11 protein-coding genes and 1 tRNA gene are annotated in these 14,365 nt (G+C 62.9%); 4 read left to right on the plus strand and 8 right to left on the minus strand.

Going from position 1 to position 14,365, the window contains the following annotated elements; genetic code table 11:
• Positions 1-2: 2 nt before the first annotated feature.
• From CK222_RS12025 to CK222_RS12035, 3 genes are read right to left on the minus strand one after another with little or no spacing between them, the layout of a single operon-like run.
• Positions 3-974 carry an ABC transporter permease gene (locus CK222_RS12025; protein ID WP_067325751.1) on the minus strand — a complete coding sequence of 324 codons (972 nt, stop codon included), beginning with the start codon at positions 972-974 and terminating at the stop codon, positions 3-5.
• A gap of 1 nt (position 975) precedes the next feature.
• Positions 976-2,115 carry an ABC transporter permease gene (locus CK222_RS12030; protein WP_095781077.1) on the minus strand — a complete coding sequence of 380 codons (1,140 nt, stop codon included), beginning with the start codon at positions 2,113-2,115 and terminating at the stop codon, positions 976-978.
• Positions 2,112-3,644 carry an ABC transporter ATP-binding protein gene (locus tag CK222_RS12035; protein WP_095800518.1) on the minus strand — a complete coding sequence of 511 codons (1,533 nt, stop codon included), beginning with the start codon at positions 3,642-3,644 and terminating at the stop codon, positions 2,112-2,114. The genes CK222_RS12030 and CK222_RS12035 overlap by 4 nt, the downstream gene beginning before the upstream one ends.
• A 162-nt stretch (positions 3,645-3,806) precedes the next feature.
• Here CK222_RS12035 and CK222_RS12040 point away from each other — a divergent pair, with 162 nt between their 5' ends.
• Complete coding sequence (locus CK222_RS12040) at positions 3,807-4,016, plus strand: SlyX family protein (RefSeq protein WP_067002641.1); 210 nt, start codon at positions 3,807-3,809, stop codon at positions 4,014-4,016.
• A 38-nt stretch (positions 4,017-4,054) separates the two neighbouring features.
• Complete coding sequence (locus CK222_RS12045) at positions 4,055-4,462, plus strand: hypothetical protein (RefSeq protein ID WP_095800519.1); 408 nt, start codon at positions 4,055-4,057, stop codon at positions 4,460-4,462.
• Here the strand turns inward: CK222_RS12045 and CK222_RS12050 are convergent.
• The 4 genes from CK222_RS12050 to CK222_RS12065 all read right to left on the minus strand — a co-directional run bounded on the left by CK222_RS12050 (position 4,457) and on the right by CK222_RS12065 (position 7,282).
• Complete coding sequence (locus CK222_RS12050) at positions 4,457-4,912, minus strand: GNAT family N-acetyltransferase (RefSeq protein ID WP_095800520.1); 456 nt, start codon at positions 4,910-4,912, stop codon at positions 4,457-4,459. The genes CK222_RS12045 and CK222_RS12050 overlap by 6 nt on opposite strands.
• Before the next feature lie 70 nt (positions 4,913-4,982).
• Entirely contained in the window at positions 4,983-5,972 is a 990-nt protein-coding gene (locus CK222_RS12055; RefSeq protein ID WP_067325733.1) for a BMP family ABC transporter substrate-binding protein, read from the minus strand.
• Positions 5,973-6,168: 196 nt separating this feature from the next.
• The gene (locus tag CK222_RS12060; RefSeq protein WP_095800521.1) at positions 6,169-6,489 is read right to left on the minus strand and encodes a hypothetical protein; all 321 of its coding nucleotides are present in this window, start codon (positions 6,487-6,489) and stop codon (positions 6,169-6,171) included.
• Between the two features lie 91 nt (positions 6,490-6,580).
• Positions 6,581-7,282, minus strand: a complete 702-nt coding sequence (locus tag CK222_RS12065; RefSeq protein WP_067325731.1) for a hypothetical protein — start codon at positions 7,280-7,282, stop codon at positions 6,581-6,583.
• Positions 7,283-7,685: 403 nt separating this feature from the next.
• Here CK222_RS12065 and CK222_RS12070 point away from each other — a divergent pair.
• Positions 7,686-7,775, plus strand: a tRNA-Ser gene (locus CK222_RS12070).
• 146 nt (positions 7,776-7,921) lie between these two features.
• Here CK222_RS12070 and CK222_RS12075 read toward each other — a convergent pair.
• Positions 7,922-8,782: a DUF1194 domain-containing protein gene (locus tag CK222_RS12075; protein WP_095800522.1), complete on the minus strand. Its 861-nt coding sequence runs from the start codon at positions 8,780-8,782 to the stop codon at positions 7,922-7,924.
• Positions 8,783-8,924: 142 nt separating this feature from the next.
• Here CK222_RS12075 and CK222_RS12080 point away from each other — a divergent pair, with 142 nt between their 5' ends.
• Positions 8,925-13,763 carry a winged helix-turn-helix domain-containing protein gene (locus CK222_RS12080; protein WP_141247058.1) on the plus strand — a complete coding sequence of 1,613 codons (4,839 nt, stop codon included), beginning with the start codon at positions 8,925-8,927 and terminating at the stop codon, positions 13,761-13,763.
• The last annotated feature ends 602 nt before the right edge of the window (positions 13,764-14,365 follow it).

Consider the following 14,365-nt stretch of genomic DNA (forward strand, 5'->3'; position numbering starts at 1 on the left):
CCTCAGCGTTCCTTGACATAGGGCACGCCGCCGGCGCGCGGCGGTATTGCCTTGCCGATGAAGCCGGCGAGCAGGATGACGGTGAGCACATAGGGCAGCGCCTGCATGAACTGCACCGGCACTTTGCCCAGGATCGGCAGCGGCGAGCCCTGCAAGCGGATCGATGCCGCGTCGAGGAAGCCGAACAGCAGGCAGGCGAACATCGCGTTGACCGGCTTCCATTTGGCGAAGATCAGCGCGGCAAGCGCGATATAGCCCTTGCCTGCGGTCATGTCCTTTACGAAGCCGCCATTCTGGACCATGGACAGATACGCACCGGCGACGCCGGTAAGGATACCGGTGCAGATCAGCGCCCGATAGCGCAGCCAGGCGACCGAGATGCCGGCGGTGTCGACGGCGGCCGGGTTTTCGCCCACGGCGCGCATCCTGAGACCGAAGCGGGTGCGGAACAGCACCCACCAGGTGAACGGCACCATCGCGAAGGCGAAGTAGACCAGGATCGAATGCCCGGAGATCAGCTCGGCATAAACGGGCCCGAGGATCGGCACGTTGCGAACGGCTTCGGCGCCCGGCCACACGATCGCCTCGAAGCGCTCGCCCGGCTGCAGCGCCGGCGTGCGGCCGCCCTGCTCGAACCAGGCCTGGCCGAGGATGATGGTCGAACCGGCGGCGACGAAGTTGATGGCGACTCCGGAGACGATCTGGTTGCCGCGATGCGTGATCGAGGCGAAACCGTGCACCATGGCGAAGGCGACCGAGATCAGGACGGCGGTGCCGAGACCGAAAAAGGCCGAATGGAAGACCGATGCCGCTGCAGCGCCGGCGAAGGCGCCGACCAGCATCTTGCCTTCGAGACCGATATCGAAGATGCCGGCCCGCTCTGAATAGAGGCCGGCAAGACAGGCAAGCAGCAGCGGCACCGACAGGCGGATGGTGGAATCCAGGACCTGGACGATCGCGTTGAAACTGTCCATCTCAGGCCCCCTTCCCCTTGACCGCCTGCATGCCGACCGATTTCGGGCTGACCGATGCGAACAGCGCCTGGATATAGGGCCTGAACATATGCTCCAGCGCGCCGGCGAAGAGGATGACCAACCCTTGAATGATGACGATCATGTCGCGGCTGATCGCCGGCATCTCGAAGGCAAGCTCGGCCCCGCCCTGGTAGAGCATGCCGAACAGGATCGCCGCCAGCACGATGCCGACCGGATGCAGTCTGCCCATCAGCGCGACCGCGATGCCGACATAGCCGGCGCCCGAGACGAAATCGATCGCCACATTGTGCTGGTCGCCCATCACGGGGTTGAGGGCCATCATGCCGGCCAACGCACCCGAGATCATCATCGCGGTGAGGATGATGCGGGTTTCCGAAATGCCGGCATAGCGCGCCGCTTTCGGACTATGGCCGTAGGTGCGCATCTCGTAGCCGAGCTTGGTGCGCCAGATCAGCAGCCAGACCAGGAACGCCATCGCCAGCGCCAGCAGGAAGCAGATGTTGAGCGGCGCCGAGCGGATCTTGGCGCCGAACAATTCGATCATCCAGTTGAGCTTCGGCAATTCCGCGCCGGCCAGGAAATTGCGTGTCTGCGGCGCCTGCGATCCGACCGGCTTCAGCGGACCGACCAGCAGATAGACCATCACCGAGGCGGCGATGAAGTTGAACATGATGGTGGTGATGACGATGTGCGAGCCACGCTTGGCCTGCAGATAGGCCGGGATGAAACCCCAGAGCGCGCCGAACGCCGCCGCGGCGACGATCGCCATCGGAAATATCAGCCACCAGGGCAGGACGCTGTCGAAGCTCAGGCAGACGAGCGCGATGCCGAGGCCGCCGATATAGGCCTGGCCTTCGGTGCCGATGTTGAACAGGCTGCAATGCGCCGCCACCGCCACCGACAGCCCGGTGAAGATGAAGGTCGTGGCATAGAACAAGGTGAAGGCGATGCCTGTGCCCTTGCCGAAAGCGCCTTCGACCAGGATGACGGCGGCGCGGAACGGATTTTCGCCGACCAGCATGACGACGAAGCCCGCGACGATGAAAGCAACCGACAGGTTGATCAAAGGGATCAACCCATAATCGGCCCAGGCCGGGAGCTTGGCGTAAGGCGTGCTCATTCGGCGGCCTCCTGGTGCTCGACACCGGCCATCAAGAGGCCAAGCTCGCCTTCCGTCGCTTCCGGTCCGCGTTCGCCGACGATGCGGCCGGCGAACATCACCAGGATGCGGTCGGACAGCGAGCGGATCTCGTCGAGCTCGACCGACACGACCAGCACCGCCTTGCCCTGATCGCGCATGGCGATCAGCCGCTTGTGGATGAATTCGATGGCGCCGACGTCGACGCCGCGCGTCGGCTGGCCGACGATCAGCACGCCGGGATCCTGCTCCATCTCCCTGGCCAGCACGATCTTCTGCTGGTTGCCGCCGGAGAAATTTGCGGTCTTCAGCCGCGGATTGCCGGGACGGATGTCGTATTTCTCGATCTTGTCCTTCGCGTCGGCCATGATGGCATCGACGTTGAGGAACGGTCCCTTGAGATAGCGCTCGTCGTCGTGATAGCCGAGGATCGAGTTCTCGTGCTCCTCGAAGGCGAGCACCAGCCCGACATGGTGGCGGTCTTCCGGCACATGGGCGAGACCGCGGTCGCGCAATTCGCCGGGATCGGCCTTGCCGGTCAGGTCGATTGGCTTGCCGTCGAGCATGACCTCGCCCGAGACGGCGTGCCGGATGCCGGAGATCGCCTCGAGCAGCTCCGACTGGCCGTTGCCGGCCACGCCGGCGATGCCGACGATCTCGCCGCCGCGCACGTCGAAGGAGACGTCGTCGACCATGGTGACGCCGCGTGAATCCTTGACCGTCAGGTTCTTGACCGAGAGTTTTGTCGCACCGGCCTCCGACTGGCCTTTCTCCACCCGCAACAGCACGCGCCGGCCGACCATCAGTTCGGCCAACTCGCCGACCGTCGTTTCCCTGGTCACCCTGGTCGCCACCATGGTCCCCTGGCGCATGACCGAGACCGTGTCGGTAACGGCCATGATCTCGCGCAGCTTGTGGGTGATCAGCACCACCGTTTTTCCCTGTTCCTTCAGCTGCTTGAGGATGCGGAACAGATGGTCGGCCTCGGCTGGCGTCAGAACCCCTGTCGGCTCGTCGAGGATCAGGATCTCGGCGCCGCGATAGAGCGCCTTGAGGATCTCGACGCGCTGCTGCAGGCCGACCGGCAATTCCTCGATGATGGCGTCGGGATCGACCTCGAGGCCGTATTCGCGCTCCAGCCGTTCGAGCTCGGAGCGCGCCTTGGCGATGCTGCTCTTCAACAGCGCGTCGGTCTCGGCGCCGAGGATGACGTTCTCCAGCACCGTGAAATTGTCGACCAGCATGAAATGTTGGTGCACCATGCCGATGCCGAGCGCTATCGCGTCGTTTGGGGTGTTGATCGACACCGCCTTGCCGGCGACGCGGATTTCGCCGCTGTCGGCCTGGTAGAAGCCATAGAGGATCGACATCAGCGTCGATTTGCCTGCGCCGTTCTCCCCGACAATGCCATGGATGGTGCCGCGCGTGACTTCCAGGTTGATGTCGCGGTTGGCGCGCACGGCGCCAAAACTCTTGTTGATGCCTATGAGCTCGATTGCGGCTTGCGCCATGCAGCCTGTCCCACTCGTTATTTTTTATCGCTTGGTCAAATTGCCTAGCACGACGCCCCGCCCGTGCCAATTGGCCGGAACGCCATTCACTCTCGACAAATCCCCCCGCGCTTGTCAATTTCGAAGGTGGCCGGGAGCTTCACATTCACAGAGACCGGGATGATGACGATGCCTGACGATCGGCTGACGACGCTGGAAATCCGCGCCGCCGAGCAGGAAAAGACGATCGAGGAACTGTCCGGCCAGATCGCCGAGCAGTGGACGGTGATCGAGCGCATGGAACGCAAGCTGGCCGCCCTTGCCGACCGGTTCCTGGCCCTGGAGGAGCAGGCCGCTCCCGACGTGCCGGTGACCAAGCCGCCGCACTACTGAGCCTGCAGGGGGAGCGAGCGAGTTCGAGGAGAACGGTCATGGCCGGTGAAGGAGACCGCATCGCAAGGGCCGGCGACTATGTCTTCGGCCTGATGGACGAACGGGAGCGCGCTCGCGCCGAGCGCGACCTACAGATCGATCCCGCCTTTCGCGACGCGGTGCTGCGGCTTGCCGAGCGCATGCGTGCTTTGGAGCCGCAGGGAGCGTCGGCCACGGCTTCGGATGAGCGCTGGCAGCTTATCCAGCGCCGGCTTGGCGAATTGCCGCAAATGCGGTTTGCCGGGCTGGACAAGGGCGATGCGAAGCCGCAGCCGATCGTGATCAACAAGATCGAGCGCAAGCCTTATGGCGTCGGCCTGCATTCTCTTGGCGGCCGGCTCGGCCTGGCTATCGCGCTCGCCCTGGCGGCCGCCTTCGCGCTGGGCTATCTCGCCGGCACGCTATAGGGCGCACGACATCAAAAGCATCGGCTCGCCCTCCTGCTCGAAAGCTTCCGCCGCAGTCCAGCCAAGCGCTTCGTAGAACGGTCGTGCCTGCCAGGTGTAGAGATAGAGCCGGTTAACGCCGGCCGACGCGGCGTGGCCTTCTATGGCCCTGACCAGCGCCGTGCCAACGCCCTGCCCTCGATACGCCTCGTCAACAACAAGCCCGGCGAGCCACGGCGTCAGATCATGCGCCGGGTCGATCTCGTTGCGGACGAAGAGGCAGCTTCCGATCGGCGGGCCGCCGAGGCGGGCGACGACAGCCGCCTCGAACCCGTCGCCTGCGATCAGCCGGCGAAGTCCCGCAATATCCTCTGCGAGCGTCCGCCCGGTGCCCTCAAAGAAGGCGGCCAGGCGCAGCTTGGCGATCGCCTCGACATCGCGCTCCGTCATGGCTTCGATAATCGGTTGCATGATGCTGGTCCGAAAAACAAACCGCCGGGCAAAAAGCCCGGCGGTCTAAGAAGCCTCGTTCAGTTGCCGATCAATATGGGCAGTTGTTGTCGGTGGTGTAATCGTGCACCTGGACCTTGCCGGCGATAATGTCGGCCTTGGCCTTTTCGACCGCCGCCTTCATCTCGTCCGTCACCAGCGCCTTGTTGTTGTCGTCCATGGCGTAGTCGACACCGCCTTCCTTCAGGCCGAGATTTTCGACGCCGCCCTTGAAGGTCCCGTTCTTGCCGTCCATGAAAGCCGTGTAGACGGCAACGTCCACGCGCTTCAGCATCGAGGTCAGCACCTTGCCGGGCTGCAGGCCGTTCTGGTTGGAGTCGACGCCGATGCCGAGCTTGCCGGCATCCGCGGCCGCCTGCAGCACGCCGACGCCGGTGCCGCCGGCCGCAGCATAGACGACGTCCGCGCCCTGATCGATCTGGGTCTTGGCGATCTCGCCGCCCTTGGCGGGGTCGTTCCAGGCGGCCGGGGTATCGCCGGTCATGTTCTGGATGACCTCGGTGGCCCCGGCAGACTTGGCGCCGCCGACATAACCACATTCGAACTTGCGGATCAGCGGGATGTCCATGCCTCCGACGAAGCCGACCTTCTTCGACTTCGACGCCATCGCAGCCAGAATGCCGACGAGGTAGGAGCCTTCGTTCTCCTTGAACACCAGCGAGCGGACATTGGGCAGGTCGACGGCATCGTCGATGATGGCGAAGTTGAGGTCGGTATATTCGGCCGCGACCTTCTTCAGCGCATCTTCCCAGGCAAAGCCGGCCATCACGATCGGGTTGCGGCCGTCCTCGGCGAAGCGGCGCAGCGCCTGCTCGCGCTGCGAAGCGTTGGAGACTTCGAATTCGACATAAGCGACGCCGGTTTCCTTCTTGAATTTCTCGGCGCCGTTATAGGCAGCCTCGTTGAAGGATTTGTCGAACTTGCCGCCGAGATCGTAGAGGATGGCCGGCTGGACATCCGCGGCGAAGGCCGGGAGAACCATTGCGGTTGCGGCCAGGAGGCCGAGAACGATACGTTTCATGTGATCCACACCCTGTCGGTTATTTTCCGTTGCACCGCACACCCTGCCCGGTTCTCCGGCAGGCATGCGACGTCAGGCAGGAAGTGTATGCCCCTCCCGCTCGCGGCCAATCTGGCACGGCCCGAAACAAAATTCACGTGGAATTTTGACCTGTTGGAAAAAGCGTGAAGGCCGACCGTTTCGGGCGGAGTCAGCGTCAGTTGGTCGGGGCGAATTCGTGGCGGCGCCGGCGGTAGCCGAGGGCGTAGACCAGGAACGCCAATACCGCGAACACGGCGAATCCCGGCTGGCCGAGCACCCAGGCGATGATCCCGTCCCAGACCAGCGGACTGGCATTGGCGCGCACATAGGTCTCGAACGCGGCGCGCGTGTCGGGCGATACCGCCAGCCAGCTTGCGTTGAGCGGCGTCATGACCAGCGCCGACGCCGCGACAGAGCGCGTGGTGTCGATCACCGCCATGATGACAGAAATCGACAACGCAACCATGGCCGCCAGCCGAAAGATGAAACGCAGCATCCAACGCACTCCCCGGGAACACTCCCGTCTGCCCCGCCAAACGACATAGAGCGTGCACAACCGCCACGCAATCGCGACACGTGATTTTGAGTTAGGCCCTCCGCGCCGCTTTGCGCCGGTTGACGCGCCAGATGGCGAAAATCCCGCCGCCGACGGCTCCGATGATCAGTCCGCCCAAGCCGATGAAGACAGCAAAAAACCCGCAGGCGCCCTCGAAGCAGCTCATATGGGTGGCGTCGGCGATTAGCGACCCCGCGAAAAATCCGATGCAGGCGCCGATGGCGCCACCAAGAATGATGCCGAGCAACGCGGCGACGAGCGAGACCAGGAGCGGCGGGCGTACGGCCTCGGGATTGGCATACACCGTGTCGGCGCCGGCGCCGCGCCGCAGGAGGTAGATGCAGAGCAGGCCGATGGCGATCTCGGCCACCGTGAAGCCCAGCCCTTCGGCCGAGAAGACGAAATCGGGGACAAGAAGCGTGTAGGCCTGACGCACGACGAGCCAAAGGATGATGGCGACCTGCCCGATCGTATAGTGACGCGGGAAACGCGCCGACCGGTTGAAGGCGAGGCCGAGCAGGTAAAGCCCCCACAGAATGGTCACGACGCCACCGGTCAGCCCGCCGTAGATCAGGAAGAGCACGCTTTCCGGCAGATTGAAGTCGCCGATCAGCCGCCAGCTCGAGATCAGGCCATAGGCCGAAAGCGCCATCACGATGATCAGCCACGCCACCGGGATGAAGGAGAGCCCGCTGTCGGGCCGGCCCGCGGGCTGCTGGTTGATCGATGCCATGTCAGGACGATGCCCCTCGCAAAGCCCAAGCAGTTCCGGGAACTGCGTCGTGGTTTTCCGTCCGGAGGTGCACAAAAACAACGCCTCAGGCAGTCGACAGGCGGCCAGAGCCGAAGTCAAGCGCGGGAAACTCCGCCGGCCAGCCTGTGCACAGCATTCGGCTGCATGGCAGGCCACCGAGGCAGCTTCCGTGTCATCCACGGCAAAAGCCACGGAATGACTTGGCATTCGCTTTAGGATCGACTAGATGAGCCCCGCGCCTGTTTTGCCTAGACGGCTAGAGGTGCCGGGAAAGGGTTGCCTGCCGGTTGAAGGCACCCCAAATTTAGGCCGAGAGGCCTTCCCGAGGGAGATGCATCTCCCCAACCCGCGCGGCGAAACCGGCCGACGCGACATGCAAGACGGAGAGGTGGCCGAGTGGTTGAAGGCGCACGCCTGGAAAGTGTGTTTACGGGAAACCGTAACGCGGGTTCGAATCCCGCTCTCTCCGCCATCAATTTTCCCAATACTATGATGTTTTCAAGCTGTTAGCGAAGAGGGAAGACACCTCAAAGCCGTCCGCAATTGGCTGTTAGGCAGGTGGCCGGAAAGACGTTTCGTGCGGCCCGCCCCAGAAACCGTCGCGCTATCGCCGATCGGTTACCGCCCTGGCAGCTGACCGATCACGTTGCAATCGGTCGTGCTGTCTGAACGCGCCGTGTAGGTGGCGTAGATCACCAAATCCGTGTTCATGGCGATTTCACGCACCAGCTTTCGACGGACTGCGGTGGCGAACATGGCGGGCTCTGTGACACCGATTGCAAACGCGTCTGGTCCGCCAATGACGCAGCGCTCGAAATAGGATTGCAGGTTGGAACGGCCATACCTCGCGAACCCGTCGGCCCCGCCAATCCGGGGCAGTGCGATAGGCAGCCCGTTGATCGTCACGCCTTCCGCGAGAAGAACCTGCCGGATGGGGTCAAGGAGTGCTCCCGCATTATTGGGTCCGTCGCCGGATATATCAACAACCCTGCGCGGGCTGCGCAAGCCACTATTCGCGAACAGATCATTCGCGGCAGACAATGCGCCGGAAATCGACGTTCCGCGGCCTTCAGTCAACGACAAAGCCGCGAGCCTGTCTGCCAAAGTGAGAGCGTCCTCGCGACTTTGGACGATTGTCCATGGCACGATGACGGTTTGCTGATTTGGCCCTGCCCACTCCAGATAGAGCACTGCAATTCTTCCACGCTCTCCCGACTTGACTGCCCGCGCAATGTCCGCGTGGCGGAAAGCATCGACGTAGCCGTCGCGCTGCACTCTTTGCTCAACTTTGCTCATCGACGGCGAAACGTCCACTGCAAGGATCAATTGCAGATCGACGTCGACCAGGCCGTCCTGGGAACGGTCGGTTGAGTGAGCCTGGGGCGCCATTGCCAAGAACAGGGTCATCAGGCACACGCCTGTGAGCCGGAGCACCGGCCTTGCGCCCACACTTCGAGCAATCTGCACTTCGTCGTCCATGGTGAGCCTCTCGCTGACGCTGCGATTGTCGGTCCGAGGCGTCTCGGGGTCACGAACGGCTTCCGATCATTTGCCGAAATCGGCGCTCCCCGCCCGATGTGAATGATGATGGCAAGCGCGAAACCGTGCTAGGATCGAAACATTGGACTGCGGCTTCGTGCTTGAGGGAAACGGCTTGAGTAGCTCGCCGCCCACGATGTTCGTGCTCAACGGCGTTACCGTCGACGTGAGCAGCGAGACCTTGCGCGACAAATCCAACAGCACAATCGCACTTCGTCACCAAACCTTCGCGGTGCTTCGTCACCTTCTGGAGAACGCTGATCGCGTGGTCACCAAGGACGAGCTGATGAGGGCGGTCTGGAACGGGATCGCGGTCACCGACGACAGCCTTGTGCAATGCATTCACGAGATCCGTGCGGCGCTCAATGACGGTCGGCAGGCTGTTGTGGAGACGGTGCCTCGGCGCGGTTACAGGCTGGTCCGTCCTTCAAGCGCCGGGCCAAGAATGGCCACTATCCTGGCAGCCGAACTGGCTGCTGACGGTCGGCCGCCAGGTGAGGCTGAGCGGGGCGCTGCTGTACCAATCGGGCCGTACAGGCAGATCGTCGATCGGCTGCTGGTGCAACATGCCGGTCGCGTGTTCTCGAGCGCCGAAGAGAGCGTGGTCGCCGAATTCGCAGGCCCTGTCGAGGCCTTGCGGTGTGCGAGCGACATCCAGCATGAGGTCGACAGACGGAATTGCCAAGTTCCCAAGACAAAGCGCCTGCGCTTCCGCATCGGGCTTCACCTCGGTTATGTCGTCGACGAGGGCGACCACCTCGGGGGCGAGGCGGTCGAGGTCGCAGCCCATGTTCAATCATTGTCACGACCGGGCGGGATTTGCATCACGGAAGCGGTTCATGCCCAGGCTCGAGACCGGCTCCCGCTGGAATTCATCGAGCTTGGCGAGCAGAAGCTGAAGGACGTCGCACGTGCCCTGCGCATCTACCGCGTACCTCTCGCTTCAGAGGAACCGGTCAGGTCGCCATTTCGCGGTCTCGATGCCTTCGAATTCGAAGATGCCGATCTCTTCTTCGGCAGAGCGCGGGCGATTGCTGCCTGCACTTCAAGACTGGAGCAGCAGGCAGCAAGCGGCACCGCATTCCTGCTAATCTACGGCATGAGCGGTTGCGGCAAGTCTTCCCTCCTGCGCGCTGGCCTGCTGCCGTCATTGATCCGGCCCGGAACCGTGGCGGGCATATCGTTGTGGCGCCGCTGCCTGATCCGCCTCTCCGAAGGACCGGATGCATTTGCTGTGCTGGCTGCGGCGCTGCTTAGCGAAGCTGCTGTGCCGGAACTGGCCTGCGAAGTAACAGCCGCGGAGCTCGCTCGGCTTTGCAGAAGCGCGCCGGATCAGGCGCTGGCGATGGTTCGCCAGGCACTTGGCAAAGCCGCTGGGTCGGCCCGCTCGCAGATCAGATTGGTTGTCGCCATCGATCAGCTGGAGGAGCTGTTCACGACGGAGAAGCAGCCGGCGCGCGAGGCTCTCGTGCGGCTCATGACGCTGCTCGCCGCGAGCGGACTGGCCTGGGTGATCGCGGCGATCCGTTCAGATTTTTTTCACCGTTGCGGCGAGGTCCCGGGGTTCTCGGCGCTCAAGGATGGCCTCTCCAGCTACGAACTCCTGCCGCCGACTGGCCCGGAGATGGGTCAGATCATCCGTGAGCCGGCGGGCGTTGCCGGACTCCGCTTTGAGGAGAATGCCGAGTTGGGGCGACTCGATGACGTGCTGCAGGAGGCAGCAGCTGCCGATCCCGGATCATTGCCGCTTCTGGAGTTTGTGCTCGACGCGTTGTACCAGGCCGGCCGCCAGCGCCGCGTTCTCACCTTTGCGGATTATCGCGCGCTCGGCGGGCTCGAAGGCGCAATCGCGCGCCGCGCCGATGAAGTCGTGGATTTACTGGCGCCCGAGATCCAGGAGGCCTTACCGACGGTACTGGGCGCCCTCACAACTGCAAGTCTGAGCGATGACACCGTGACGGCACGTCCGGCCCTGCTCACCGAAGTTGCAGGCACTCCCGCGCGATCGGCGCTGGTCAGGGCCCTGATCGACGCGCGGCTCCTCGTCAGCGACGAGAACGCCGCAGGGCGTGTCTTCGTGCGCGTTGCACATGAAGCACTGTTGAGGCGCTGGCCGCGCGCAAGTGACATTGTGAATGCAAACCGGAATTTTCTCGAGACGCGCGAACGCCTCAGGGCTGATGCCCACCGATGGCACCTGGAAAGCAGGAATCGAGAGCTTCTCCTTCCCTCCGGCAAACGTCTGGCGGAGGGCGAAGAACTAATGTTGTCGAGACGGGAGGAGATCGACGATTATGTCCTTGAGTACATCGAGGAGTCTTTGCGTGCCCATCGGCAGAAAGAGGAGAAGGACCGGCACGCAGCGCTAGCGCTGATCGAGGCCGCCGAAGAGGCAAAACACGAGCGCCTGGAGCGCGAAGCCGAGCGCCGGAGCCTGGCGGCGGCCGCAGCAAACCGGCTTTCCCAACGTACCCGCAACGCAGCGATTGTGGCGATAATGCTCGCTCTCATCGCGGGCGCAGGCGCGCTGGTCGCCTTCAGGGCGCAGGAGGAAGCGAGGTCGCAACGCGACCAGGCGATGCGCAATCAGTTCCTTTCGCTCTCGTTCCTTTCGGAGCAGTCCACCGCGGCAGGCAGCACCGAGGCTGCGATCCTCTTGGCGCTTGAAGCACTGCCCTCAAAAGACCAATCCGAGCGGCAATATCTGTTCGAGGCGGAGGCAGCCCTCTACAAGGCTCTGCTGGCGCACCACCAGATCAAAATCTTCCGGCATGGCGCCGGCGTGACGGATACGGCATTCAATCCGAGCGGCGATCGCATCGTCACCGCATCCTACGACAAGACTGCAGCCGTCTGGGACATCTCCAGCGGTGCCGAAACTGCAGTTCTAATGGGTCATGAAGCGGCCTTGGAGAGGGCTGAATTCAGCCCGGACGGGAGCCGTATCCTGACGGCGGCGAGGGATGGCACTGCACGTCTCTGGGACGCTGTCTCGGGAGAGCAGCTCTTTATCATGCGCCCGGTAGGCAATTATCCGACGGCAATCTTCAGCCCGGATGGCACCCGGGTGCTGACGGCGGGGGAGAACAGCGATGCAACGCTCTGGGATGCTCGGACCGGAAAGAAAGTTCTAGGTGTAAAAAGCGACGCATATACGCGTGCTGTTTTCAGTTCAGACGGCCGCAGCTTCGCGACGGCAGGCAAGCATTTTGTTTCGATCTGGAATAGCGCAGACGGCGCGCTGACGCGGTCAATGCGAGTGACCTCCTGGCCCTACAGCCTGGCGTTCAGCCCGGACGGAAGCCGGATGCTGGCCGGCCCGTGGGGTTGGCATTCACACCGAGACACTTCCAGCCTTTTCGATTTGTCGAAAGGAACGGAGATCGCAAAGCTGGCCGGCAGCAAGAGCGACACGCAATTGAACGGCGTCATTTTCAGTCATGGGGGTCAGCGAATCGCCACGGTATCCATCGATGGCACTGCCCGAATTTGGGATGGAGCGTTGGGAACGCTGGATCACGTGCTAGGCCAAGAGGTGTCGGGGTTGAAGGCAGACATCGATACGGATGAACGCGATGTGGAGATGAACGGTGCTTTCACTCCGGACGACCGCTTCCTGGCGACTGCCTCGGTCAATGGGCCGATCCGCATCTGGGACGCTGAACGCGCCTCGTTGGTGACGACGATCGCCGGTCATGAATCCTTGGTCGAGCATATGGAATTCAGCCCGGTCGACAGCAACATTCTTCTCACTGCTTCACACGATGGCACCGCTCGGCTGTGGGATGTCGACGGCGCGCTGACGACTGCGCTCTCACATGAATATCGGCCGACTTTCGCGGTCTTCAGTCCCGACAATGTCCACCTGCTGACCGGCGGCGGCGACAGCGCGGCGCACCTGTGGGATGTCGTGAGCGGGCGCGAGACAATCCGGCTCGATACACATGAGATCGTTCAAAGCGCGACGTTCAGCCCAGATGGAAGGCGCGTCGCGACGGCATCTCTTGGGGGGCAGGTCCGTGTTTGGGATGTGGCCACGGGACACGAGACCGCCCAGTTCCGATCACATCGCGGCCTGATCCAGATCCAGTTTGGTCGCGACGGCAAATCGCTTCTCTGCGCATCGATGAACGGCACCGCGCAGCTGTGGGACGCGGCGACCGGCACCGAGCTAGCCGCCATTAACACGAGCAGCAACCTACCGCAGGCCATTCTTAGCCCTGACGGAAATCTGATCCTCTCGGCCAGGGAAGACAATGCGGGCCACCTCTTGACGACGGGCGGAGCCGAGCTCAGGGTTCTTGTGGGGCATCAGGATCGCATCACGGCAGCGGCCTTCAGCCCGGACGGTCAACTCGTCGCCACGGGCTCACTCGACCACACGGCTCGCATTTGGTCGACCACGGACGGAGCAAACGTCAGAACGCTAGTGGGACACACCGGCGCGGTAACGGTCGTCGCCTTGAGCCCCGACGGTCAGTTGCTGCTGACCGGCTCGCGCGATGGAACCATCCGGATCTGGAGCGTCGCTGGCGGACTGGAAAGGGCCGTTCTAAGGGGCCACAGCGGCGCGGTGGACAGCGCCCAGTTCAGTCCCAACGGTTTGTATGTCGTGACCGCGTCCTCGAAGGATCGCACGGTCCGGCTCTGGGCGACGCAATCGGGACGCCAGATTGCCGTCCTCGGCAGCCACGACGAAGCAACCATTCTACTGGGCTTTACACGCGCAGCTTTCAGTTCCGACGGCACCCGCGTTGCAATTGTTTCCGGCGAAAAAGATGTCCGCATCCTTCGCGTCTTCCAAACGTCCCGGGACCTCATTGACTTCGCCCGGCGCACCGTCCCTCGCGAACTCACCGCTTGCGAGCGGCGAAGCTTCTTCCTTCCTGAAGACCCTGCAATTGGCACTTGTCCGGGCTGAGGTCGACAACGGGGTCAGAGCCCTTGTGATCAATCTGCGATGCCAGGCCGATACCGCAGCATGTTTTCGATCTTCTTCGTCCGCTGTGGAGGGTGCGTAGCAGCCATTCCGGGTCTGGGTTGGGCATTCTGATCGAATTCATAAGAAACTGGGATGGAGACGTGTCTGTACCTCAGACAGGTAGGCTTGCCGGTCGCCATCCAAGGCAACCGTGAAGCAAACAGCGCAACGAGCCGGCGCGAAAGCCAAATTTTTTCAATTATTTAGATGCGAACTCGAAAGACGCTCTCTTCGCCAGCACTCCAACGGTCGGGATGGCGGCAAGCCGCATCGTGGGCGGCTCAGATTCCGCGCTCTGGGGTGTGGATCGGCGTATGGTTCGTCCTTGTCGATCCCGATGCTCTCGCCCTCGCCATGCACCTGGTTCCGGTCCCAATCGTTGGTCTTGTCAGGCGTTTTCGCGGCAGCTTTTTGGTTTTCCCGTTCCTTGTCCTTGCGGGGCTTAGGACCGGGCAGATCGCGCGATGATTTGGGTTCCATTGAGGTGTGTCCCTGTCAGTCGAACAGAACCCAACGTGGGCTGAGCTCGAATGTTCCGGCGC

Source organism: Mesorhizobium sp. WSM3866, from assembly GCF_002294795.1.
Lineage (GTDB): Bacteria > Pseudomonadota > Alphaproteobacteria > Rhizobiales > Rhizobiaceae > Mesorhizobium.

Bases quoted from the DNA above. Each gene is read 5' to 3' on its own strand.
- CK222_RS12025 (WP_067325751.1), bottom strand. From the start codon at position 974: ATGGACAGTTTCAACGCGATCGTCCAGGTCCTGGATTCCACCATCCGC.
- CK222_RS12030 (WP_095781077.1), bottom strand. From the start codon at position 2,115: ATGAGCACGCCTTACGCCAAGCTCCCGGCCTGGGCCGATTATGGGTTG.
- CK222_RS12035 (WP_095800518.1), bottom strand. From the start codon at position 3,644: ATGGCGCAAGCCGCAATCGAGCTCATAGGCATCAACAAGAGTTTTGGC.
- CK222_RS12040 (WP_067002641.1), top strand. From the start codon at position 3,807: ATGACGATGCCTGACGATCGGCTGACGACGCTGGAAATCCGCGCCGCC.
- CK222_RS12045 (WP_095800519.1), top strand. From the start codon at position 4,055: ATGGCCGGTGAAGGAGACCGCATCGCAAGGGCCGGCGACTATGTCTTC.
- CK222_RS12050 (WP_095800520.1), bottom strand. From the start codon at position 4,912: ATGCAACCGATTATCGAAGCCATGACGGAGCGCGATGTCGAGGCGATC.
- CK222_RS12055 (WP_067325733.1), bottom strand. From the start codon at position 5,972: ATGAAACGTATCGTTCTCGGCCTCCTGGCCGCAACCGCAATGGTTCTC.
- CK222_RS12060 (WP_095800521.1), bottom strand. From the start codon at position 6,489: ATGCTGCGTTTCATCTTTCGGCTGGCGGCCATGGTTGCGTTGTCGATT.
- CK222_RS12065 (WP_067325731.1), bottom strand. From the start codon at position 7,282: ATGGCATCGATCAACCAGCAGCCCGCGGGCCGGCCCGACAGCGGGCTC.
- CK222_RS12075 (WP_095800522.1), bottom strand. From the start codon at position 8,782: ATGGACGACGAAGTGCAGATTGCTCGAAGTGTGGGCGCAAGGCCGGTG.